Consider the following 21,676-nt stretch of genomic DNA (forward strand, 5'->3'; position numbering starts at 1 on the left):
TCGCGGCCAGGCGGGCCGTCCGCGGCCGCCCGGGCCGTTCACGCTCCGGAGCCGGGCGGTCCACGCCCCGACCGGGCCGGTCAGGCCGCTTCGGCCAGCAGGCCCAGCAGATGGTCGCGGGCCCCGGGCAGCAGCGCCGGCAGTTCACGCGCCTGCGGGAACCAGCGCTTCTCGTACTCCCAGCACAGCCACTCCACGCCCGCGCCGGCCTGCGCGTCCGTCGCCCGGGTCAGCACGTCCGCGACCTCGGTGAGCGGCAGCACGCCCTCGCCGGGCGCCAGCGGCGCGGGGTCCTCCCGCGAGGCGATGTCCTTCACCTGCACATAGCCCAGATACGGGGCGAGCAGCCGGTAGGTCTCCTCCGGGTCCTCGCAGCCCCGCCAGGTGTGCATGACATCCCACAGGGCCCCGGCGCCCGGGTGGTCGACCGCGCTCAGGACCCGCGTCACGTCCGCGCCGGTGGCGTGCGAGTCGTGCGTCTCCAGCAGCACCCGCACTCCCAGATCGGCGGCGATGACGGCAGCCTGCCGCAGCCGCCGCACGGCGTTCGCGTCGCCCGCCGCGACATCCGGGCCGCCGCCGGGGAAGACCCGGGCGTACGGCGCCCCCAGATCGTGGGCCAGCTCCAGCAGGGCGCGCACCTCCTCCAGCACCGGCGCGTCCTCGCTGCTCTCGGCCATCCGCGGGTATCCGGCGACGCTCAGCGGCGCGAGACCGGCCTCCGCGAACTGCTCCGCCACCCGCTGCCGTGCGGCGCGGTCGAGGCCGGGGTGCACAGGTTCCTCCGGGTGGGCGCGCAGTTCGACGCCGTGGAAGCCCGAGTCGGCTGCCAGCCGCAGCACTTCGTCGACGGGCATGCCGGGCACGCCGAGTGTGGAGAACGCGAGTCGCATGCGCTCACCCGACCAGATGCCCTTCCCCGCGGCAAGGCTCCGGGAGCCCGTGTCGGCGCGCGGGCGGGCACGGACGCGGCGGCTCCGACCCTGCCGCGCCCGCGAGGGGCTCACGCGCCCGCGAGGGGCTCACGCGCCCGCGAGGGGCTCACGCTCCGGCGCGGGGCGGAGCGGTGGAGGCGCGGACCACCAGTGCGTGCGGCATGGTCGTCGTCCCGCCCGGCGGGGCCGGCCGGGTGCCCAGGGCGAGCTGTCCTGCGCGGGCACCGGCTTCCTGCAGCGGCAGCCGCACGGTGGTCAGTCCGGGCGCGGCGTCGGCGCTGAAGGGCAGGTCGTCGAAACCGGCCACCGACACGTCCTGCGGGACGCGCAGCCCGGCGTCCCGCAGGGCGGCGCAGACGCCGAGCGCGACCGTGTCGTTGGCGGCCAGCACGGCGGTCGTCTCCGGGGCCCTGCACAGCAGTTCGACGGCGCCCCGGTAGCCGCAGGATCGGTCGTAGCCGCCCGCGTGCACGGTCAGTCGTTCCGCCCGGTCCGGACCGGCGGCCCCGTGCGCCGCCAGCGCGGCCCGATGGCCCGCCAGCCGGTGCCGGGTGGTGGTCCGTTCCGAAGGCCCGGCGACGTAGCCGATGTGCCGGTGGCCCAGCGCCAGCAGATGCGCGGTGAGCGCGTGCGCTCCGTCGCGGTTGTCGAAGGCCACGGTCAGGACGGCACCGCGCGCCGCGCGCCGGGCGCCCCTGCCCCGCGCGGCCGTGGGCGGCTGCCCGTCCGGCCCCGGAATCGCAGCAGCTTCCCTGCCCGGCCCCCGAATCGCAGCAGCTTCCGCGGCCGGCTCCGGAATCGCAGCAGCGTCCGCGGTCGGCTCCGAGGGGTCCAGCGGCGGTCTGCCGCACAGCACGATCCGGGTGCCGCCCGCGGCGAGCCGCCTCAGACGTGCGGCCAGGGACGCGCGGTGCGCCGGATCCTCGACCGCTCCGCCGGTCAGCACGATCGCCGCCGCCCGCTGGCGCTGCAGCAGGGTCAGGTAGCTCAGCTCCCGTTCGGGAGATCCGCCGGTGTTGCAGACCACGGCCAGTTTGCGCGGCACCGGGGCGTCCGCACCGCTGTCCAGCTCGCCCTGCACGGCTCCGGCGATGATGCCGAAGAACGGGTCGGCGATGTCGTTGACGAGGATGCCCAGCAGGTCGGAGCTGGCGGCGGCGAGTGCGCTGGCGGGACCGTCCACCACGTACTCCAGCTCGGCCACGGCGCGCAGCACGCGGCTCCTGGTGGCGCCCGCGACGGGGTAGTCGCCGCTGAGCACGCGGGAGACGGTCGCGGAGGAGACACCGGCGCGTGCGGCGACGTCCGCCAGGGTCACTGCCATCCGTCCGCCCCTCGTTCCTCCGCCGCGCCCCGGGTCGACGACATGTTCCCATGCGCTCCGCCGGCCGTCGTGCCGGCGACCAACTCCCTTGCTGGGCAGTGCTGCTGGAGCTAACGTGAGCCGTTGGCCGCTAGAAAGCGCTTACTACGTGTCGATGCCACCGCGCGGACGCGCTCGCCGGACCGGGCGCCGCGACAGCAGGGAGACGAGTACACGTGTCACGCAGGACGATCCGCATCGCCATGAACGGCGTCACCGGCCGGATGGGTCACCGCCAGCACCTCGTGCGCTCCCTGCTCGCGCTGCGCGAGGAGGGCGGACTCGACCTGGGCGGCGGCCGGACGCTGTGGCCCGAGCCCGTCCTGGTGGGCCGCAGGGAGGACGCGCTCCGCTCCCTCGCGCAGCAGCACGGTCTGGACCCGCGGGCCGTCTCCACCGACCTGGACGCGGTGCTGGCGGACGACAGCATCGACGTCTACTTCGACGCACAGATCACCTCCGAGCGCCTCGCGGCCCTGCGCAAGGCCGTCGCGGCCGGCAAGCACGTCTACGCGGAGAAGCCCACCGCCACCTCGCTCGACGGCGCCCTGGAGCTGGCCAGGGCGGCGGCCCGGGCGGGAGTCGAGCACGGCGTCGTCCAGGACAAGCTCTTCCTGCCCGGACTGCGCAAGCTCGCCCGGCTGGTCAGGGGCGGCTTCTTCGGCCGGGTGCTCTCGGTGCGCGGCGAGTTCGGCTACTGGGTCTTCGAGGGCGACTGGCAGAGCGCCCAGCGGCCCTCGTGGAACTACCGCGCCCAGGACGGCGGCGGCATCGTCAGTGACATGTTCCCGCACTGGGAGTACGTGCTGCACAACCTCTTCGGCCGGGTCACCTCCGTCCAGGCCCACCTGGCCACCCACCTTCCGCACCGCTGGGACGAGCGGGGCGAGCCCTACCGGGCCACGGCGGACGATGCCGCGTACGGCATCTTCACCCTGGAGGGCGGCACGGTCGCCCAGATCAACTCCTCCTGGGCGGTGCGGGTGCACCGCGACGAACTGGTCGAGTTCCAGGTGGACGGCACCGAGGGCTCCGCCGTCGCCGGTCTGCGCGGCTGCCGCTACCAGCACCGGGCCGGCACCCCCAGACCGGTGTGGAACCCGGATCTGCCCGCCGCCGAGCGCTTCCGCGACCAGTGGCAGGAGGTGCCCGACAACGACGGGGACGAGGCCACCAACGGCTTCAAGGCCCAATGGGAGCTCTTCCTGCGCCGCGTCGCCGACCGGGACGGCACCGGTCCGGGCGGGGACGGCGACCACGGCGGTGACGGGGGTGACGGCGGAGCCCGGAGGGAGGCCGCCGGGCCGTGCCCCTGGGACCTGCTCGCGGGCGCCCGCGGCGTGCAGCTCGCCGAACTGGCCCGCACCTCCTCGGCGGAGGGCCGCCGCATCGAGGTACCGGAGCTGGTGCTGTGATCCGGCTGCCCGACCCCGCCTCCGGGGGCCTCCGCACCCGCGAACCCCGCCGCGTCCCCGCACCCGCCGTACGCGGACGCCACCGGGAAGGCACCGGGGCCTGGCCGCAGCCCACCTCCCGCAGGCTCCTGGCCGCCGCCCACGTGGTGGCCGACCCGCTGGCCGACGTGCCGCCCGACGGCCCCGCGGCGCTCGACTGGGACGCCACCCTCGCCTTCCGGCACCACCTGTGGAGCCACGGGCTGGGGGCCGCCGAGGCCATGGACACCGCACAGCGCGGTGCGGGCCTGGACCGGGCGGGAGCCGGCGAGCTGATCCGGCGTACGGCCGCCGAGGCGAAGGCGGTCGGCGGGCAGTTGGTCTGCGGTGTGGGCACCGATCTGCTGGACCCCCGGGCACCGGGCCGGGACCGGTCGGCCGCCGCCTCGCAGACGGCCGCTGTCGTCGCCGCCTACGAGGAGCAGTTGGCGCTGACCGAGGAGGCGGGCGCGCAGGCCGTCCTGCTGGCCTCTCGCGGACTGGCGGCCGTCGCGCGCGGTCCGGAGGACTACGAGCACGTCTACGGCTGCCTGCTGCGCCAGGTGAGCACCCCGGTCGTGCTGCACTGGCTGGGGCCCGCGTTCGACCCCGCGCTGGAGGGCTACTGGGGCAGCCGCGACCCGGACGCGGCCGCCGGCACCCTGCTGCGCATCGTCGCGGCGCACCCCGGGAAGGTGGACGGGGTGAAGGTCTCGCTGCTGGACGCGGACCGCGAAGTGGCGCTGCGGCGGCGGCTGCCGGCCGGGGTGCGCTGCTACACCGGGGACGACTTCCACTACCCGCAGCTGATCGAGGGCGACCGCGCGGGCCACAGCGACGCACTGCTGGGGGTCTTCGATCCGCTGGCGCCGTTCGCCGCGCAGGCTGCGGCACTGCTGGACGCGGGGGACACGGCGGGGTTCCGTGCGGTGCTCGACCCGACCGTCGCGCTGGCCCGGCACCTCTTCCAGGCGCCGACCCGCCACTACAAGACCGGTGTGGTGCTGCTCGCCTGGCTCTGCGGGCACCAGGAGCACTTCACCATGGTCGGCGGGCTCCAGTCGGCGCGCTCGCTGCCGCATCTGGCGCGGGCCTGGGAACTGGCGGACGAGCTGGGCCTCTTCCCCGACCCGGAGCGCGCCGAACACCGGATGAAGCAGCTGCTCGCGCTGGGGGGAGTGGTCCAGTGAGCCGGGCACGCACCACCAGGGAGGGTCTGGCGCGGCTCTCGGTGAACCAGGAGACCGTGCGCCAGCTCTCGCTGCCCGAACTGGCCCGCGGCGCGGCCGAGCTGGGCATCGGCGGCGTCGGGCTGTGGCGCGAGCCGGTGCGGGCCCACGGTCCGGCCGCCGCGGCCCGCCTGATGCGGCGGCACGGACTGGCCGTCACCTCGCTGTGCCGGGGCGGCTTCTTCACCGCGCGGGAGCCCGCGGCGCGCCGCGCAGCGCTGGACGACAACCGCGCGGCGCTCGACGAGGCGGCCGAACTGGGCACCGGTGTGCTGGTGCTGGTCCCCGGCGGGCTGCCGGAGGGGGAGCGGGACCTGGCGGCGGCGCGCGAACGGGTCGCCGACGCGCTCGCCGAACTCGTCCCCGCCGCCCGGGAGCGCGGCGTACGGCTGGCACTCGAACCGCTGCACCCGATGTACGCCGCGGACCGGTGCGTGGTCTCCACCCTCGGTCAGGCCCTCGACCTCGCCGGACGGTTCCCCGCCGAGGAGGTCGGGATCGTGGCCGACGCCTACCACTTGTGGTGGGACGAGCGGGTGCCGCGGCAGCTCGCACACGCCGGCGCGCAGCACCGGATCGCGCTCCTCCAGCTCGCCGACTGGATCACCCCGCTGCCCGCGGGAGTGCTGCTGGGGCGCGGCCAGTTGGGGGACGGTGCGATCGATCTGCGGGCCTTCCGCGGGTGGACCGACGCGGCGGGCTACCGGGGCCCGGTGGAGGTGGAGATCTTCAACCCGGCGCTGTGGGAGCGGGACGGTACCCAGGTGCTGCGGGAGACCGCGGCGCGGTACCTCCAGTACGTCCTGTAGCGCAGCGCGGACCGCGACCGGGCGCCGGGTCCGGGCTCAGCTGTCACCGGCGCGGTGCACCCCTTTCGGACAGTCGCGGGTTCATCCCCCTGCCCACTCTCCCGGGGGCCGCAGCAGGGGCCCAGGGGGATGCGAGGGGCCCGGTCCGCGGACCGGGCCCCTCGAGACGTCCACCTGCCGCGTCAGAACGGCACGCCGCAGCGCAGCACCACGTTCGCGTAGGGCTTGGCCTCGCCGGTGCGCACCACCAGCCGGGCCTGCCGGGTCAGCGCCTTCAGCTCCTCGTGCGGCACCAGTTCCAGCTCCGGGAAGTGCCCCTCCAGCAGTGCGCCGCACTCGGGGTTGGCCTGCCGCACCTCTGCAGCGGCACGGGCACCCTCCACCTCCAGTTCCTCCAGGAGGCCGGCGAGCACCTCGGCGAAGCCGGGCACCCCGGCGCGGAAGGCCAGGTCCACCACCTCGGGGCCCTCCGGGATGGGGAGGCCGACATCGCACAGCACGACCAGGTCGGTGTGCCCGAGCCGGGCCAGGGCGCCGCTGAGGTGGCGGTTGAGGATCCCGGATTTCTTCATGCCGCGCTCTCCTGGCCGGCGGCCTCGACATCCGCCGCGCTCGGGTAGGACTCCTGGGCACCCGGGCGGGTCACCGCGAGGGCGCCGACGCGTACCGCGTAGCGCACCGCTTCCACCAGCCCGTCGCCGCGGCCCAGCCGCCAGCCGAGCGCGCCGGTGAAGGCGTCGCCCGCGCCGGTGGTGTCCACGGCCCGCACCCGTGGACTGGTCACCCGGACCGTGCCGGTGCCGTCCGCCCCCTCGGAGCCCGCGGCTGAGCCCACTCCGGGGCCGGCCACCAGCGCGCCCTCGGCGCCCAGGGTGACCACGACACTGCGCGGGCCCAGCGCCAGGAGCGCACCCGCCCACTCCTCGGGATCCGAGCCCGGGGACAGCCCCGGGGCCGAGTCCGGCGACTGCCCGTCGGCCAGCAGCAGCCGCGCCTCGTGCTCGTTGAGCACCAGCGGATCGCACAGTGCCAGCACGTCCTGCGGCAGCCGGGCGGGCGGTGAGGGGTTGAGCACCACCCGTGCCCCGTGTTCGGCGGCGGATCGCGCCGCCGCGGCAACCGTCTCCAGCGGGATCTCCAGTTGGAGGGAGACGACGGCGGCGGCCTCGAAGAGGTCGCGCGCCGCTGCCACGTCGTCGGGCGTGAGGCGGGCGTTGGCACCGGGGGAGACGACGATGCTGTTGTCGCCGGCCGCGTCCACGGTGATGAGGGCGACGCCGGTCGGAGCGTCCTCGCCCTCGGCGGCACCGCCGGTGCCGCTGCTGTCCACCGTGCCGGGCGCGTCCGCCGCTCCCATCAGGAGCCCCGCCGGGTCGGCACCCGCCGCCCGCTGCGCCTCGGCCAGCATGCGGCCGTACGCGTCGGCGCCGACGCGTGCGAGCAGGGTGGTGCGGGCACCGAGTCGGGCGGCTGCCGCCGCCTGGTTCGCGCCCTTGCCGCCCGGGTGGATCACCATGTCCGACCCGAGCACCGTCTCACCGGGGCCCGGTCGGCGTTCGAGGCCGATGACCAGGTCGGCGTTGGCGGAACCCACGACCAGCAGGTCGTATCCGTGCATCCGGGGTGCTCCTTCTCGTCCCGCGCGGGTGCGGGTGTCCGCGGCGGGCCGTTCAGCCTGTCGTCCGTCCGGCTCCCGGTCAGGAGAACCGGTCGACGTTCTTCTTGGTGACGACCTTCACCGGGACCTTGATCTGCTTGTCGACGCTGGAGCCGTCGATGACGCGCATGGCGTTGCGGACCGCCATCTTGCCGAGCTCGGACGGCTGCTGGGCGACGGTCGCGTTGATGGTGCCCTTCTTGATGGCCTTCATCGCGTCACCGGTGCCGTCGAAGCCGACGATCTTGACGGACTTGCCCGCCTTGGAGCCGAGCGCCTTGACCGCGCCGAGCGCCATCTCGTCGTTCTCCGCGAAGACCGCGTCGATCTCCGGGTGCGACTGCATGGCGTTGGTGGTCACGTCCAGGCCCTTGGTGCGCTGGAAGTCCGCGGGCTGCTTGGTGACGACCTTGATGCCCGGGAACTCCTTCAGGCCCTGCTTGAAGCCCTTGCCGCGCTCACGCGACGCGGAGGTGCCGGTCTGGCCCTGGAGCCACAGGACCTGGCCCTTGCCGTCGAGCTGGTCGGCGATCTCCTTGGCGGCCTTCTCGCCGCCCGCCACGTTGTCGGAGGCGACGGTCGTCTTGACGTCGGCCTTGTTGACGCTGCGGTCGGCGGCGATGACCGGGATCTTCGCGTTGTTGGCGGCCTTGACCGAGGGGGCCGCGGCATCCGAGTCGACCGGGTTGATGATGATCGACTTCACCTGCTGGGAGGTGAAGTTCTGGATCTGGTTGGCCTGCTGGGAGGCGTCGTCCGAGGCGTTCTGGACGCTCAGTTCGGCGCCCTGGGCCTTGGCCTCCTCCTCGGCGCCCTTCTTCATCTGGACCATGAAGGGCTGGTTGAGCGCGGATATGGCGAAGCCGATCTTGGGCTTCTCCTTGCCGTCGCTCGAGTCGTCGCCCGAGCCACAGGCCGTTGCCGTCAGCGCGACTGCCGTGGCCATGACGACGACAGACGTGTTCGTTCTCTTGCTCATTGCTGCATTCCTTGCAGTCGGCAGATGGATGAACTACGCGAGCTCCCCCGTCGCATAAAGATCATGCGCGGCGACGCAGTGTATCGAGGAGCACGGCGAGCGCAATAACTACCCCAATGACGACCTGCTGCCAGAAAGCGGAAACATCGAGCAGGTTGAGTCCATTGCGCAGAACAGCGAGGATAAGGGCCCCGATCAGCGTTCCGGAAGCCTTGCCCACGCCTCCGGCCAGACTGGCACCGCCAATGACGACGGCGGCAATCGCGTCCAGTTCGTAACCTTCGGCAGCCGTCGGCTGGGCCGAGGCGAGCCGCGAGGCCAGGACGATCCCGGCGACGGCGGCGAAGGCGCCCACCAGGGTGTAGATCACCAGCTTCTGGCGGCGGACCCGGATACCGGACAGGTGCGCGGCCTCCTCGTTGCCGCCGATCGCGTACATCGACCGGCCGCTGTAGGTGCGGTTGAGCACCAGCGCCGCCAGCAGCCCCATCAGGATCATCACGATGACCGGCACCGGGAGCCACTCACCGACCGTCTTGCCGATCCAGGAGAGGGAGTCGGGCAGCACGACGGGGCTGCCCTCGGAGACGACCTGCGCCAGGCCGCGCGCCGCCGAGAGCATCGCCAGGGTCGCGATGAACGGGGGCAGCTTGCCGTAGGAGACCAGGATGCCGTTCAGCAGTCCGCAGGCGGTGCCCGAGAGGATCGCCAGCAGCACGCCGAGGAAGACCGGCATGCCCTGGGTGGTGGTGAACCAGCCCAGCATCACCCCGGAGAAGGCGGCCACCGAGCCGACCGACAGGTCGATGCCCCCGGAGACGATGGCGAACGTGACGCCGAAGGCCAGGATCGCGGTCACGGCCGCCTGGACGCCGACGTTGAGCAGGTTCGTCGCGGTGGCGAAGTTGCTGGTCCAGAACGACAGCACCAGCACCAGGACGAGCAGCGCGACCAGCGCGCCGTTGTCCTGCAGTACGCGCCCTGTGCCCTCCACGACGCGACGGGCCGGGTTCGGCCCTCGCTTGCCGCCGGGGCGCTTGTCCAGGCGGTGACCCGGCTGCGTGTCAATGGCCACGGGGAGAGTCCTCCATCTTGCTCGTTCCTGGCGCGGAGGTGCCGACGGCCAGGGCCATGACGGCGTCCTGGGTCGCTTCCCGCGCGGTCAGTTCACCGGCGATCCGGCCCTGGGACATCACCAGGACCCGATCGCTCATGCCCAGCACCTCGGGGAGGTCGCTGGAGATCATCAGCACCGCGTGGCCGGAGGCCGTCAGCTCGTTGATGAGCTGATAGATCTCGACCTTCGCGCCCACGTCGATGCCGCGGGTCGGTTCATCGAGGATCAGCACGCGGCTGTTGGCGAGCAGCCACTTGCCGATCACGACTTTCTGCTGGTTGCCGCCGGAGAGCGTGCGCACGTGCTGGTCCAGTCCGGCCATCCGCACCCCGAGCCGCTCCGCGATCCGGGACGCCGCCCTGCGTTGCCCCGCGCGGTCCACCAGGCCGGCCTTGCTCGCCTCGCGGAGGGTGACCAGGCCGAGGTTCTCCGAGACCGAGGCGTCCGGCAGCAGGCCCTGCCCCTTGCGGTCCTCGGGGACCAGCCCCAGCCCGGCCGAGTGCGAGGCCCACACGTCGCCGCCGGGCAGCCGCTTGCCGGAGACCTCGACGCGGCCGGCGTCGTAGCGGTCGGCGCCGAAGACGGCCCGCACCACCTCGGTGCGGCCCGCGCCGACCAGTCCGGCGATGCCGACGACCTCGCCGGCGCGCACCTCGAAGGAGACGTTGTCGAACACGCCCTGCCTGCGCAGCCCCGTCACCCGCAGCAGCGGGGCGGCGGACCCCGCACCGGCGCCCCGGGCCGGTGCGGCCTGGCGCGGGTACTGCTGCTCGATGCTGCGGCCCACCATCAGCCGCACCAGCTCCTCCTGCCCGGTGCCGGCCGGTACCTGGCCCACGCTGCGGCCGTCCCGCAGCACGGTGACCCGGTCGCCGATGGCGGGGATCTCCTCCAGGTGGTGGGTGATGAAGACGATGCCCACACCCTCGGCCCGCAGCTTGCGGACGATGGTGAACAGGCGGTTGACCTCTTCGGCGGTGAGCACGGCGGTCGGCTCGTCCATGATCAGGATTCGGGTGCGCAGGCTGAGCGCCTTGGCGATCTCGACCATCTGCCGGCCGGCGATGCCGAGCTTGCCCACCGGGGTGCGCGGCGAGGCGGTGATCCCGACCCGGTCCAGCAGCACCTTCGCGTCGGCCTCCATCTTCCTGCGGTCCACGAGGCCCAGGCGGCGCGGCTGCCGCCCCAGGAAGATGTTCTCCGCGACGGACAGGTGCGGCACCAGGTTGAACTCCTGGTGGATGGTGGCGATGCCGAGCTTCTCCGCGGCCTCGGCGTCGGCGATCCGCACGGTTCTGCCGTCGCAGAGCACCCGCCCCTCGTCCGGGCGGTAGGTACCGGAGAGCACCTTGATCAGCGTGCTCTTGCCGGCGCCGTTCTCGCCCAGCAGGACGTGCACTTCACCGGCGCGCAGGTCGAAGTCGACACCGTCGAGCGCGACCACGCCGGGGAAGGTCTTGCGGATGCCTTCCGTGCGCAGCAGTTCCCGTGCCGGGGGCGGGTCTGGGGTGGTCAACGACGCGTCCTTTCGTCTTCGCCGCAGGAGCGGCGCGCTGTGAGGTGGGCGGAGAGCGTGACGGAACCGGCGCTCCGGCCCTCCACCAGGTCGGTCAGTGCGGCGACCGCGCGGTGGCCCAGTTCCTGGGTGGGCTGGGCGATGGCGGTGATCGGGGGGTCGGTGTGCAGGAACCACGGGATGTCGTCGAAGGCGGCGAGTGACACGTCGTGCGGCACCCGCAACCCGAGGGTGCGGAGCTGCTCCATGACGCCGAGCGCCATCAGGTTGTCGGTCGCGAAGACCGCGTCCGGTGGCTCCGGCAGCGCGAAGAACGAGTCCGTCGCCCGCCGCCCGCTCGCGGTCTGGAAGTCGCCCTGTCCGATGAAGCTCTCGGGCAGCGGCAGGCCGTGCGCGTGCAGCGCCGAACGGAAGGCGTCCACCCTCTCGTTGCTGGTCGTGCTGGCCACGGGCCCGGTGATGATGGCCAGCCGCCGGTGTCCGAGCGCGTACAGATGGGCGACGAGATCGTGAACAGCGGGCCGCCCGTCGGCGCGCACCAGGGGTACGTCCAGCCCCTCGATCCAGCGGTCGACGAAGACCATGGGGATGCCGAGCAGTGCGGCCTCGCGCAGTGCGAGGGAGTCGCCGTCGGCGGGGGAGACGAGCAGGCCGTCGATCCGGCGGTCCAGCAGGGTGCGCACGTGGTGGTCCTGGAGCGTGAGCTGTTCGTCGGCGTTGCCGATGATCACGCTGTAGCCCCGGCTGCGGGCCGCGTCCTCGACCGCGCGGGCCAACTCCGTGAAGAAAGGATTCAGCACGTCGCTGATGACCAGCCCGAGGGTCCGGGTCTGGTCGGTACGCAGCGACCTGGCCAGCGTGTTGGGCCGGTAGCTCAGCTCCGAGACGGCCGACAGCACCCGCGCGCGGGTCTCCTCGCGGACTCCGCTGTGGTCGTTGAGGACGCGCGAGACCGTGGCCACGGAGACGCCCGCGCGGGCTGCGACGTCCTTGATGCCTGCCATTGCCGTGCCGTGTTCCAGAGGTGAGGGACGCCGCGTCGGCGCGGCGTCAGGCGGGGAGGGGGGGGGAAGAGCGGTCGGGGCTCCGGGGGCGGGGAGCCGTGCTGGCCTCCGGTCCGGAGCGGTGCGAAGTGCTCCCGGTGCGCACGGGTGTACCAGGGGTGCCGCGCTGCGCATGGAAACGATTACATCGGTAATGGAAAGTGATGTGCGCATGGTGATGCAAGTTGAGGACATCGACGATGCACGATCGTGATGATGCGCGTGCAGACGTAACTGCGGTGGTCGTGCGGACAGTTCCGGAAGGGGCCGCGGAGTTGTCCACAGGGTCGCCCCGGTGTCGGTCGGCGAGGCTACCGTCGGTGACATGACGTTCCAGCCTGCGGTGCTCGAAGGGGTACTAGAGCGCATCACCTACGCCAATGAGGACAACGGGTACACCGTGGCCCGGGTCGACACCGGCCGCGGCGCCGGCGAACTGCTCACGGTCGTGGGTGCGTTGCTCGGCGCCCAGGCGGGGGAATCGCTGCGCATGGAGGGCCGCTGGGGATCCCACCCGCAGTACGGACGCCAGTTCCATGTGGACAACTACGTCACGGTGCTCCCGGCCACCGTCCAGGGCATCCGGCGCTATCTGGGCTCGGGTCTGGTCAAGGGCGTCGGTCCGCGCATCGCGGACCGGATCGTCAGCCACTTCGGCGTCGACACGCTGGAGGTCATCGAGGCCGACGCGCGCAGGCTCATCGAGGTGCCCGGCCTCGGCCCCAAGCGCACCGGACTGATCGCCGCGGCCTGGGAGGAGCAGAAGGCGATCAAGGAGGTGATGGTCTTCCTCCAGGGTGTGGGCGTCTCGACCTCCATCGCGGTGCGCATCTACAAGCAGTACGGCGACGCGTCCATCTCCGTGGTGCGTGGCAACCCCTATCGGCTGGCGGCCGACGTGTGGGGCATCGGCTTCCTGACCGCCGACCGCATCGCGCAGGCGGTCGGCATCCCGCACGACAGTCCCGAACGGGTCAAGGCGGGCCTGCGGCACGCCCTCTCGCAATCCTCCGACCAGGGCCACTGCTATCTGCCCGAGGAGCGGCTCATCACCGAGGCGGTCAAGCTCCTCCAGGTGGACACGGGCCTGGTCATCGACTGCCTGGGCGAACTCGCGGGGGACGAGGAGGGCGGGGTCGTCCGCGAACCGGTGCCCGACCCGGAGCAGCCGGAGCACAGCCTGACCGCCGTCTACCTCGTCCCCTTCCAGCGCGCCGAGGTGGCCCTGGCAGCCCAGCTCAAGCGGCTGGCCCGCACCCCCGAGGACCGGCTGCCCTGGTTCCAGGACGTCGACTGGGAGGCGGCACTGGGCTGGCTGGCCCGGCGCACCGGCGCCCGGCTGGCACCCGAGCAGGAGGAGGCGGTGCGGCTCGCGCTCACCAGCCGGGTCGCGGTGCTGACCGGGGGGCCGGGGTGCGGCAAGTCCTTCACGGTGCGCTCGGTGGTCGAGTTGGCCCGCGCCAAGGAGGCCCGGGTGGTGCTCGCCGCGCCCACCGGCCGGGCCGCCAAGCGGCTGGCCGAGCTGACCGGGGCCGAGGCGTCCACGGTCCACCGGCTGCTGGAGCTGAAGCCCGGCGGGGACGCGGCCTACGACCGGGACCGCCCGCTGGAGGCCGACCTCGTGGTGGTCGACGAGGCGTCCATGCTCGATCTGCTGCTCGCCAACAAACTGATCAAGGCCGTCCCGCCCGGGGCGCATCTGCTGCTCGTCGGGGATGTGGACCAGCTCCCCTCGGTGGGCGCCGGTGAGGTGCTGCGCGACCTGCTGGCCGAGGGCGGTCCGGTCCCGGCGGTGCGGCTGCGCCGGATCTTCCGCCAGGCCCAGCAGTCCGGTGTGGTGACCAACGCACACCGCATCAACTCCGGCACCCCTCCGCTCACCCGGGGTCTGGCGGATTTCTTCTTCTTCGTGGAGGAGGACACCGAGGCCGCCGGGCTGCTGACGGTGGACGTGGCGGCCCGGCGCGTCCCGGCGAAGTTCGGGCTGGACCCGCGCCGCGACGTGCAGGTGCTCGCCCCCATGCACCGCGGCCCGGCCGGCGCCGGGGCGCTGAACGGACTGCTCCAGCAGGCCGTCACCCCGGCCCGGCCCGACCTGCCGGAGAAGCGGTTCGGCGGCCGGGTCTTCCGGGTGGGCGACAAGGTCACCCAGATCCGCAACAACTACGAGAAGGGTGCGAACGGCATCTTCAACGGCACCGTCGGGGTGGTCACCGCGCTGCACCCGGACGACCACCGGCTCACCGTGCTGACGGACGAGGACGAGGAGGTCGGGTACGACTTCGACGAGCTGGACGAGCTGTCCCACGCCTATGCGATGACCATCCACCGCTCGCAGGGCAGCGAGTACCCGGCGGTAGTGATTCCGGTCACCACGGGTGCCTGGATGATGCTCCAGCGGAATCTGCTCTACACGGCCGTGACGAGAGCCAAGCGGCTGGTGGTGCTGGTGGGGTCCCGCAGAGCCCTCGGACAGGCCGTCCGCACCGCCTCCGCGGGGCGCCGGTGCACGGCGCTCGACCACCGGCTGCGCGCCTCCGTGCCGGTTCCGGGAGGCGGGATGGGCGCCGGGGGGTGACCATGACGGCCAAGAGGGTGCACCATGTCCAGATGGACGGCACTCCGTGCCACCATGGAGCCCTCTGGCTGACCCCCAGTGCACCGCACAGCGCTGGATAAGGGAGAGTGGAAAGAGTCAGGGCACCTCGAAGAAGAGGCACTACGTCGGTGAGGGATGACGTGAGCGAACACCGCGACAGCGAGAACTCCGTAGTACTCCGCTACGGGGACGGCGAGTACAGCTACCCGGTCGTCGACAGCACGGTGGGCGACCGTGGCTTCGACATCGGCAAGCTGCGCGCCCAGACCGGTCTGGTGACCCTGGACTCGGGATACGGCAACACCGCCGCCTACAAATCCGGCATCACCTTCCTCGACGGTGAGCAGGGCATCCTGCGCTACCGCGGCTATCCGATCGAGCAGCTCGCCGAGCGCGGCACCTTCCTGGAGACGGCGTACCTGCTCATCAACGGCGAGCTGCCCACCGTCGACGAGCTGAGCGCGTTCAAGAACGAGATCACGCAGCACACCCTGCTGCACGAGGACGTCAAGCGGTTCTACGACGGCTTCCCGCGTGACGCGCACCCGATGGCGATGCTCTCCTCGGTGGTCAGCGCGCTGTCGACGTTCTACCAGGACAGCCACAACCCCTTCGACGAGGAGCAGCGGCACCTCTCGACCATAAGGCTGCTGGCGAAGCTGCCCACGATCGCCGCCTACGCGTACAAGAAGGCCATCGGTCACCCGGTCGTCTACCCGAGCAACGACCTCGGCTACGTGGAGAACTTCCTGCGGATGACCTTCTCGGTCCCGGCGCAGGAGTACGCGCTGGACCCGGTCGTGGTCAACGCCCTGGACAAGCTGCTGATCCTGCACGCGGACCACGAGCAGAACTGCTCGACCTCCACCGTGCGCCTGGTCGGCTCCTCGCAGGCGAACATGTTCGCCTCGGTCTCGGCCGGCATCAACGCCCTCTGGGGTCCGCTGCACGGTGGTGCCAACCAGAGCGTGCTGGAGATGCTCCAGGGCATCCAGGCCTCGGGCGGCGACGTCGACACCTTCATCCGCAAGGTGAAGAACAAGGAAGACGGCGTCAAGCTCATGGGCTTCGGCCACCGCGTCTACAAGAACTTCGACCCCCGGGCGAAGATCATCAAGTCGGCCGCCCACGATGTGCTCTCGGCGCTGGGCAAGAGCGACGAGCTGCTGGACATCGCGCTCCGCCTGGAGGAGCACGCGCTTTCCGACGACTACTTCGTCGAGCGCAAGCTCTACCCGAACGTGGACTTCTACACCGGCCTGATCTACCGCGCCATGGGCTTCCCGACCAGCATGTTCACGGTGCTGTTCGCGCTCGGCCGGCTGCCGGGCTGGATCGCCCAGTGGCACGAGATGATCAAGGAGCCGAACTCGCGGATCGGCCGCCCGCGGCAGATCTACACCGGCATCGTCGAGCGCGACTACGTTCCGGTCGAGGCGCGCTGAGCCGCGGAGGCGTTCACATCCGGCTCCTGACACCGGCACAAACGGAAGGCCCCCGTCCGAGCGGACGGGGGCCTTCCGTTTGTGCGGATTGACGAAGAGACGTAGGTCACAGAAATTAGGGGGTAACCATAAGCGGGGCTCGTAGGTCTAACCGGGTGGCGTCGGCCTCCCGGCGGAGCCTTCGCCACTGCTTCACATCTGTCTTGGGGGACGGATGGGGAGTGAAGAAACGGTGAACGTGCGCGGGGAGCTTGAGCGGCCCTCCCGCAGCACGGACACCCAGAGGCGCCCGGCCAGGATCCCGTGGGGGGAATCCATGACCGGGAATCGGAAGCGCCCCGTCGACGGGCCCGTGGGGGGACCTGGTCGGCGGGGCGCTTTCTGCCGTCCGGGGTGCGGCGTGCGGCGTACCGTTCGTCGCGTGTCTCCGGGTGCCGCGTCCTGCTGGTGCCGCGTCCGCCGGAGCCGCTTGCCGCCCGGTCACGGCCCGGTGCCCTCCGCGCCGAGCCGCGCGCCGGGTGTGGCGCCGTGTGTCTGATGGTGCGTGCCGGCGCCGTCCGGCAGGTGCCGCCCGGATGTGTCGCCCGCGGCAGGCGCCCGGAGGCCCTTACGTCCGCGGGCGCTCTCCGGGCTGCGCGGGAGCCGGTGCGGGTCGATACTGGAAGTGGTCGATGCCCGCGAGCCGGTGCCCGGCCGTTGTCAGGCCCGGCCCACCAGTTCGTACCCGGCCTCGTCGACGGCGTCGCGCACGGCGGTGTCGTCCAGCTCGCCGGAGGAGGTGACGGCGACCTCTCCGGAGGCGGCCAGGGCCTTCACTGCCGAGACGCCCTCGATCCGGGAGATCTCCTCGGAGACCGCGCCCTCGCAGTGGCCGCAGGTCATTCCGGAAATCTTGTAGGTGGTCGTGACGCTGCTCATGACCCGCTCCTCAACTCTCGGTACGCATTTCTCTGCGGGAGTCCCTGCGGCAGACGCTGCACGGAGTCCCGATGCGGGCAGCGTCCGGAGGGCTCGGCCCTCCAGCCGGTGTCCGCGGAACAGACGATATACCCCCGCAGGGTATCCGCCAAGCGCTCCCGAAGCCGCTCCGGCCCCGCGGCGGCCCCGTGACCCCGAGGGTCCGGCACCGGCTCCCGCACCGGCTCTCCGAACCGCCGCCCGCTGCGTCCGGCAGGGGGCGCGCCCGCGGCGGGTGCTCGGCGGAAGGCAGGTGGTCGGCGTGGACGGCGCGCTGCTGATGACCCTCGCGGTGGTGGGTCTGACGACCCTGCCGCCGCTGGTGCCCAACTCCGCACTGATCGCGGCGGCCGGAGCGCTGGCGGCGACGGGCCGGATCCCGCTGCCGCTGGTGCTGCTGACCGTGGCGGGCAGCGCCCTGGCCGGGGACGCGCTGATGTACGGACTCGGGCGGCGCACCGGGGCGCGGCTCCGCCGTCGGCTGTCCCGCGGCCGCCGTCGGGCTGCGTTGGAGTGGGTGCAAGAGCGCGTCGGCCGGTACGGGGTGCCGTTCGTGATCGCCGTCCGCTTCCTGCCCAGCGGGCGGGTCGTCGGCGGCCTGGCCACCGGGGCGGTGGGCTACCCGGTACGCCGCTTCCTGCTCGGCTCGGGCCTGGCGGAACTGCTCTGGGCGGTCTACTCGGTCGGAGTGGGCTACTGGGGCGGACGGGCGCTCGCCGGGACGCTGTCCGGTGCGCTGATCGGAATCGGCGCCTCGGCGGTGCTGGCCGGAGCCGCCGGGTTGGTGCAGCGGCTGCTGCGGCGGCGGGCGCCCTCCCGTTCGGGTCCGCCCCGGCCCGCGCCTCCGTCGGGTCCGCCCCGGCCGTCCTCCCGATCCGGTCGGCTGCCGCTGCCGCACCCGCTGTCACACTCGCACCCGTCTCCGTGCCGGGCGGTTCCGCGTCCGCTGCCGGCGGGCCCTGCTGCCGTGGCGAAGCCCCGGGCGTCGGCCGGGGCGGCACCTGTGGTGCCGCCCCGGGGTGAGGGTGCTCCGGCCGGTGCTCCGGGCGCCGTGCCCGAAGTGGCGGCCGGAGCCGCGTCAGTGGCCGCCGCGGTGGCCCGGCCTGCGGGTCACCCAGTCGCGGACGGTGTCCGCGTACCAGTACGGCTTGCCTCCTTCCACGAGGTCGGGTGGCGGTAGCAGGCCGTGTTTCCGGTAGGAGCGCACGGTGTCCGGTCGCACGCTGATGTGCGCGGCGATCTCCTTGTACGACCAGAGGGTTCGGTCGGCCATCTCTCGCACCTCCCAGGGTGACTGGTGATCACTCAGCCTGTGCCTGGTGAACGACGGAGAGTGACCCTGGGCCGGGCGCTGTGCGGCGCTGTGACACCGAACCCGTGAAACGGTGACATTGGTGACGCGGCTGTCGTCCGGCGTCATGCCCCGCAGCTGCGGAGGAACCGCCGGGTGCGTTCGGCGATGGGGAAGGGCTGGTCCGGCGGGCACGGGTACATGTCCTGCTCGACGATGGCGAACAGGTCCACGCCCAGGTTCTGGGCCGCGGTCAGGACGGGCTCCAGTTCCGGCACACCCCCGGGGGGTTCGCACATCACCCCGCGGCGCACCGCGGGTCCGAAGGGGGTCTCCTCGCGGACGACGTCGGCGAGGATCTCCGGGTCCACCTGCTTGAGGTGCAGGTAGTCGATCCGTTCGCCGTAGCGCTCGATCAGCTCGACGCTGTCGCCGCCGCAGTAGGCGTAGTGCCCGGTGTCCAGGCAGAGATTGACCAGTCCGGAGTCGGTGGCGTCGAGGAAGCGGACGACGTGCTCCTCGGTGTCGATGTGGGTGTCGGCGTGCGGGTGCACGGCGATGCGCAGCCCGTACTTCTCGCCGACCTCCCGCGCCAGCCGCTCGGTGCCCTCGGCGAGGTGGCGCCACTGCCCGGCGGTCAGTTCGGCGGGCTCGATCGGTTCGGCCGTCCGGTCGTCGCGCCAGAAGGACGGGATGACCACGAGGTGGCCGGCTCCCATGGCGCGGGTGAGTTCGGCGACCTGGGAGACGTGGGCCCAGGTCTCGTCCCAGACGTCCGGTCCCCGGTGCAGGGAGGTGAAGACCGTGCCGGCCGAGACCTTCAGGTCGCGTGCGGCGACCTCGTCGGCCAGTCGGGCCGGATCGGTCGGGAGGTAGCCGTAGGGGCCGAGTTCGATCCAGCGGTAGCCCGCCTGCGCCACCTCGTCCAGGAAGCGCTGCCAGGGCACCTGCTGAGGGTCGTCGGGAAACCACACGCCCCAGGAGTCGGGCGCCGAGCCGACCCGGATGCGGTCGAGGGAGGGGGAGGAGGGGGCGGAAGTGCCAGTCATGGCCCAGAGCCAATCCGGTCCGGAGGAGCCGGGTCAAGAGTTTGTCAGGACAACGCTTCATCCTGCCGAAGTCGTCCGGCCCTCGGGGGTCCGGTGTGCACCCGCCGGTGCGCCGCGACGTCAATATGTAAGGACAAATTATTGACACTGGTCGGCACCGCGACGGACGATGAGCCGGGCACCTGCGCACACCGCGGGCCCCACCCGACCGGCGAGGGAAGAGAGGCACCGGCGAGATGACCGAGCCGCAGCCGCGCGCGCCGCACGATCCGGGCATGCCGCACGACGTACTGACCATGGGCCGCATCGGGGTGGACCTCTACCCCCTCCAGAGCGGCGTCCCGCTCCAGCACGTGGAGAGCTTCGGCAAGTTCCTCGGCGGCTCCGCGACCAACGTGGCCGTCGCCGCGGCCCGGCTCGGCCGCTCCGCCGCGGTCATCACCCGCACCGGCGACGACCCGTTCGGCGTCTACTGCCACGAGGCGCTGCGCGGCTTCGGCGTGGACGACCGCTGGGTGACGCCCGTGGCGCAGTACCCCACCCCGGTGACGTTCTGCGAGATCTTCCCGCCGGACGACTTCCCGCTCTACTTCTACCGCCAGCCCAAGGCGCCCGACCTGGAGATCCGCACCGGGGAGCTCGACCTGGCGGGTGTCACCGGCGCCGCCGTCTTCTGGGCGACCGGCACCGGGCTGTGCGCGGAACCCAGCCGGGCCGCCACCCTCGCCGCGCTCGCCGCCCGGGCGCCCGGCCGGGACGACGCGGTCGCCACCGTCCTCGACCTGGACTGGCGGCCGATGTTCTGGGGCGCGGGCGCGGCCGGTCCGCTCACCGAGGAGGAGGCGGCCGAACAGGCGCGGCTCCACTACCGGCAGGCCCTCGCGCACGCCACCGTCGCCGTCGGCAACCTCGCCGAGTGCGAGGTCGCCACCGGAGTCCGCGAGCCGCACGCCTGTGCCGAGGCGCTGCTCGCCGCCGGAGTCGAACTGGCCGTCGTCAAACAGGGCCCGAAGGGGGTGCTGGCCGTGCACGCGGACGGCACCGCCGTCGAGGTGCCCCCGCACCCGGTGGAGGTCGTCAACGGCCTCGGCGCGGGCGACGCGTTCGGCGGCGCGCTCTGCCACGGGCTGCTCTCCGGCTGGGAGCCGGAGTACACGATGCGGTACGCCAACGCCGCCGGCGCCCTCGTCGCCGCCCGCCTGGCCTGCTCCTCCGCCATGCCCACCGCGGCGGAGGTCGAGGAGCTGCTGCGCGCCTGACGGCCACCGGGCCGCCGCTCCCACGCGCCTTCCCCGGCGGCACCCCGGGCCCGCGCCCGTCCCGCACCCCCGACGCCCGAAAGAGAGTCACCCTTGACCCCCAGCAGTGTCAGCATCTCCGAGCTGGCGGCCCTGCGGACCCGTCATCCGGAGGCCATCGCCGAGGCGGCGGCGCGCCGCAGGCGCCGGCCGCTGGTGCGGGACGGCGCCCGGCTGATGATCGTCGCCGCGGACCACCCCGCCCGCGGCGCGCTGGGCGTCGGCGGTGACGAGCTGGCCATGGCCGACCGCGCCGACCTGCTGGAGCGCCTCGTCCTGGCGCTCTCCCGGCCCGGGGTCGACGGGGTGCTGGCCTCCGCGGACATCCTGGAGGACCTGCTGCTGCTGGGCGCCCTGGAGGAGAAGGTGGTGCTCGGCTCGATGAACCGCGGCGGACTGGCGGGCGCCTCCTTCGAGCTGGACGACCGCTTCACCGGGCACCGCGCCGAGGACCTGGCCCGGGCCCGCTTCGACGGCGGCAAACTGCTGCTGCGCATCGACCTCCAGGACCCCGGTTCGCTGCGCACGCTGCACTCCGCGGCCCGCGCCGTCGACGACATGGCGGCGCACCGGCTGCCGGTGTTCGTGGAGCCGTTCCTGAGCACCCGCAGCGGCGGCCGGGTCGTCAACGACCTCCGCGGCCCCGCCGTCGCCCGCTCCGTCGCCATCGCCTCCGGGCTGGGCGGCACCTCCGCCTACACCTGGCTCAAACTGCCGGTCACCGACGACCCGGAGGACATGGCGCGGGTGTGCGGGGCCTCCACGCTGCCCGTCGTGCTGCTCGGCGGAGAGGTGCACGGCGACCAGGAGGGCGCCTACGAGAAGTGGCGCAAGGCCCTCAGTCTGCCGACCGTGCGGGGGCTGGTCGTCGGGCGCTCTCTGCTCTACCCGGCCGGCGGCGACGTCGGCGCGGCCGTGGACACCGCCGTCGGACTGCTCTGAAAGGAGCTGCAGGA

16 protein-coding genes and 1 pseudogene are annotated in these 21,676 nt (G+C 72.8%); 8 read left to right on the top strand and 9 right to left on the bottom strand.

Going from position 1 to position 21,676, the window contains the following annotated elements:
* Window positions 1-80: 80 nt before the first annotated feature.
* Window positions 81-893 carry a sugar phosphate isomerase/epimerase family protein gene (locus ACFYNS_RS18300; RefSeq protein WP_360300468.1) on the bottom strand — a complete coding sequence of 271 codons (813 nt, stop codon included), beginning with the start codon at window positions 891-893 and terminating at the stop codon, window positions 81-83.
* Between the two features lie 148 nt (window positions 894-1,041).
* Window positions 1,042-2,259, bottom strand: coding sequence for a LacI family DNA-binding transcriptional regulator (locus ACFYNS_RS18305; protein WP_388603818.1), 1,218 nt, complete (start codon window positions 2,257-2,259; stop codon window positions 1,042-1,044).
* A 215-nt stretch (window positions 2,260-2,474) separates the two neighbouring features.
* On the opposite strand from ACFYNS_RS18305, the gene ACFYNS_RS18310 reads away from it, so the two are divergent.
* From ACFYNS_RS18310 to ACFYNS_RS18320, 3 genes are read left to right on the top strand one after another with little or no spacing between them, the layout of a single operon-like run.
* A complete protein-coding gene (locus tag ACFYNS_RS18310; RefSeq protein ID WP_388603821.1) occupies window positions 2,475-3,713 on the top strand; it encodes a Gfo/Idh/MocA family protein in 1,239 nt (412 codons plus the stop codon).
* Complete coding sequence (locus ACFYNS_RS18315; RefSeq protein ID WP_388603824.1) at window positions 3,710-4,921, top strand: dihydrodipicolinate synthase family protein; 1,212 nt, start codon at window positions 3,710-3,712, stop codon at window positions 4,919-4,921. The genes ACFYNS_RS18310 and ACFYNS_RS18315 overlap by 4 nt, the downstream gene beginning before the upstream one ends.
* On the top strand, window positions 4,918-5,769 hold the full coding sequence (locus ACFYNS_RS18320; RefSeq protein ID WP_360300263.1) for a sugar phosphate isomerase/epimerase family protein: 852 nt from the start codon (window positions 4,918-4,920) through the stop codon (window positions 5,767-5,769). The genes ACFYNS_RS18315 and ACFYNS_RS18320 overlap by 4 nt, the downstream gene beginning before the upstream one ends.
* 182 nt (window positions 5,770-5,951) lie before the next feature.
* Here the strand turns inward: ACFYNS_RS18320 and rbsD are convergent, their stop codons facing one another.
* The 5 genes and pseudogenes from rbsD to ACFYNS_RS18345 all read right to left on the bottom strand — a co-directional run bounded on the left by rbsD (window position 5,952) and on the right by ACFYNS_RS18345 (window position 12,042).
* Entirely contained in the window at window positions 5,952-6,341 is a 390-nt protein-coding gene (rbsD, locus tag ACFYNS_RS18325) for a D-ribose pyranase (RefSeq protein ID WP_360300266.1), read from the bottom strand.
* Window positions 6,338-7,387 (bottom strand): ribokinase, encoded by a 1,050-nt coding sequence (locus ACFYNS_RS18330; protein ID WP_360300269.1) that lies wholly within the window; start codon window positions 7,385-7,387, stop codon window positions 6,338-6,340. The genes rbsD and ACFYNS_RS18330 overlap by 4 nt, the downstream gene beginning before the upstream one ends.
* A gap of 79 nt (window positions 7,388-7,466) precedes the next feature.
* Window positions 7,467-9,399 (bottom strand): annotated as a pseudogene (locus ACFYNS_RS18335) (substrate-binding domain-containing protein).
* Between the two features lie 70 nt (window positions 9,400-9,469).
* Entirely contained in the window at window positions 9,470-11,038 is a 1,569-nt protein-coding gene (locus ACFYNS_RS18340) for a sugar ABC transporter ATP-binding protein (RefSeq protein WP_360300272.1), read from the bottom strand.
* Complete coding sequence (locus tag ACFYNS_RS18345) at window positions 11,035-12,042, bottom strand: LacI family DNA-binding transcriptional regulator (protein ID WP_360300275.1); 1,008 nt, start codon at window positions 12,040-12,042, stop codon at window positions 11,035-11,037. The genes ACFYNS_RS18340 and ACFYNS_RS18345 overlap by 4 nt, the downstream gene beginning before the upstream one ends.
* Before the next feature lie 364 nt (window positions 12,043-12,406).
* Between ACFYNS_RS18345 and ACFYNS_RS18350 the strand changes: the two genes are divergently transcribed.
* On the top strand, window positions 12,407-14,659 hold the full coding sequence (locus tag ACFYNS_RS18350) for an ATP-dependent RecD-like DNA helicase (protein WP_388603828.1): 2,253 nt from the start codon (window positions 12,407-12,409) through the stop codon (window positions 14,657-14,659).
* A gap of 149 nt (window positions 14,660-14,808) precedes the next feature.
* On the top strand, window positions 14,809-16,125 hold the full coding sequence (locus tag ACFYNS_RS18355) for a citrate synthase (RefSeq protein WP_360300281.1): 1,317 nt from the start codon (window positions 14,809-14,811) through the stop codon (window positions 16,123-16,125).
* Window positions 16,126-16,824: 699 nt separating this feature from the next.
* On the opposite strand, the gene ACFYNS_RS18360 is transcribed toward ACFYNS_RS18355, so the two are convergent.
* Window positions 16,825-17,148, bottom strand: a complete 324-nt coding sequence (locus ACFYNS_RS18360) for a heavy-metal-associated domain-containing protein (RefSeq protein WP_388603914.1) — start codon at window positions 17,146-17,148, stop codon at window positions 16,825-16,827.
* A 196-nt stretch (window positions 17,149-17,344) separates the two neighbouring features.
* On the opposite strand from ACFYNS_RS18360, the gene ACFYNS_RS18365 reads away from it, so the two are divergent.
* On the top strand, window positions 17,345-18,262 hold the full coding sequence (locus tag ACFYNS_RS18365) for a DedA family protein (protein WP_388603830.1): 918 nt from the start codon (window positions 17,345-17,347) through the stop codon (window positions 18,260-18,262).
* A 236-nt stretch (window positions 18,263-18,498) separates the two neighbouring features.
* Here ACFYNS_RS18365 and ACFYNS_RS18370 read toward each other — a convergent pair whose 3' ends face one another.
* Entirely contained in the window at window positions 18,499-19,422 is a 924-nt protein-coding gene (locus tag ACFYNS_RS18370; RefSeq protein ID WP_360303515.1) for a sugar phosphate isomerase/epimerase, read from the bottom strand.
* A gap of 275 nt (window positions 19,423-19,697) precedes the next feature.
* On the opposite strand from ACFYNS_RS18370, the gene iolC reads away from it, so the two are divergent.
* Together iolC and ACFYNS_RS18380 are read left to right on the top strand one after the other, a co-directional pair.
* A complete protein-coding gene (iolC, locus tag ACFYNS_RS18375; protein WP_388603833.1) occupies window positions 19,698-20,681 on the top strand; it encodes a 5-dehydro-2-deoxygluconokinase in 984 nt (327 codons plus the stop codon).
* A gap of 93 nt (window positions 20,682-20,774) precedes the next feature.
* Window positions 20,775-21,662 (top strand): deoxyribose-phosphate aldolase, encoded by an 888-nt coding sequence (locus tag ACFYNS_RS18380; protein ID WP_388603835.1) that lies wholly within the window; start codon window positions 20,775-20,777, stop codon window positions 21,660-21,662.
* The last annotated feature ends 14 nt before the right edge of the window (window positions 21,663-21,676 follow it).

Origin of the sequence: Streptomyces sp. NPDC006925 (assembly GCF_042869575.1) — a bacterium.
GTDB lineage: Bacteria > Actinomycetota > Actinomycetes > Streptomycetales > Streptomycetaceae > Streptomyces.

Bases quoted from the DNA above. Each gene is read 5' to 3' on its own strand.
- ACFYNS_RS18300 (WP_360300468.1), bottom strand. From the start codon at position 893: ATGCGACTCGCGTTCTCCACACTCGGCGTGCCCGGCATGCCCGTCGAC.
- ACFYNS_RS18305 (WP_388603818.1), bottom strand. From the start codon at position 2,259: ATGGCAGTGACCCTGGCGGACGTCGCCGCACGCGCCGGTGTCTCCTCC.
- rbsD (WP_360300266.1), bottom strand. From the start codon at position 6,341: ATGAAGAAATCCGGGATCCTCAACCGCCACCTCAGCGGCGCCCTGGCC.
- ACFYNS_RS18330 (WP_360300269.1), bottom strand. From the start codon at position 7,387: ATGCACGGATACGACCTGCTGGTCGTGGGTTCCGCCAACGCCGACCTG.
- ACFYNS_RS18345 (WP_360300275.1), bottom strand. From the start codon at position 12,042: ATGGCAGGCATCAAGGACGTCGCAGCCCGCGCGGGCGTCTCCGTGGCC.
- ACFYNS_RS18350 (WP_388603828.1), top strand. From the start codon at position 12,407: ATGACGTTCCAGCCTGCGGTGCTCGAAGGGGTACTAGAGCGCATCACC.
- ACFYNS_RS18370 (WP_360303515.1), bottom strand. From the start codon at position 19,422: ATGACTGGCACTTCCGCCCCCTCCTCCCCCTCCCTCGACCGCATCCGG.
- iolC (WP_388603833.1), top strand. From the start codon at position 19,698: ATGCCGCACGACGTACTGACCATGGGCCGCATCGGGGTGGACCTCTAC.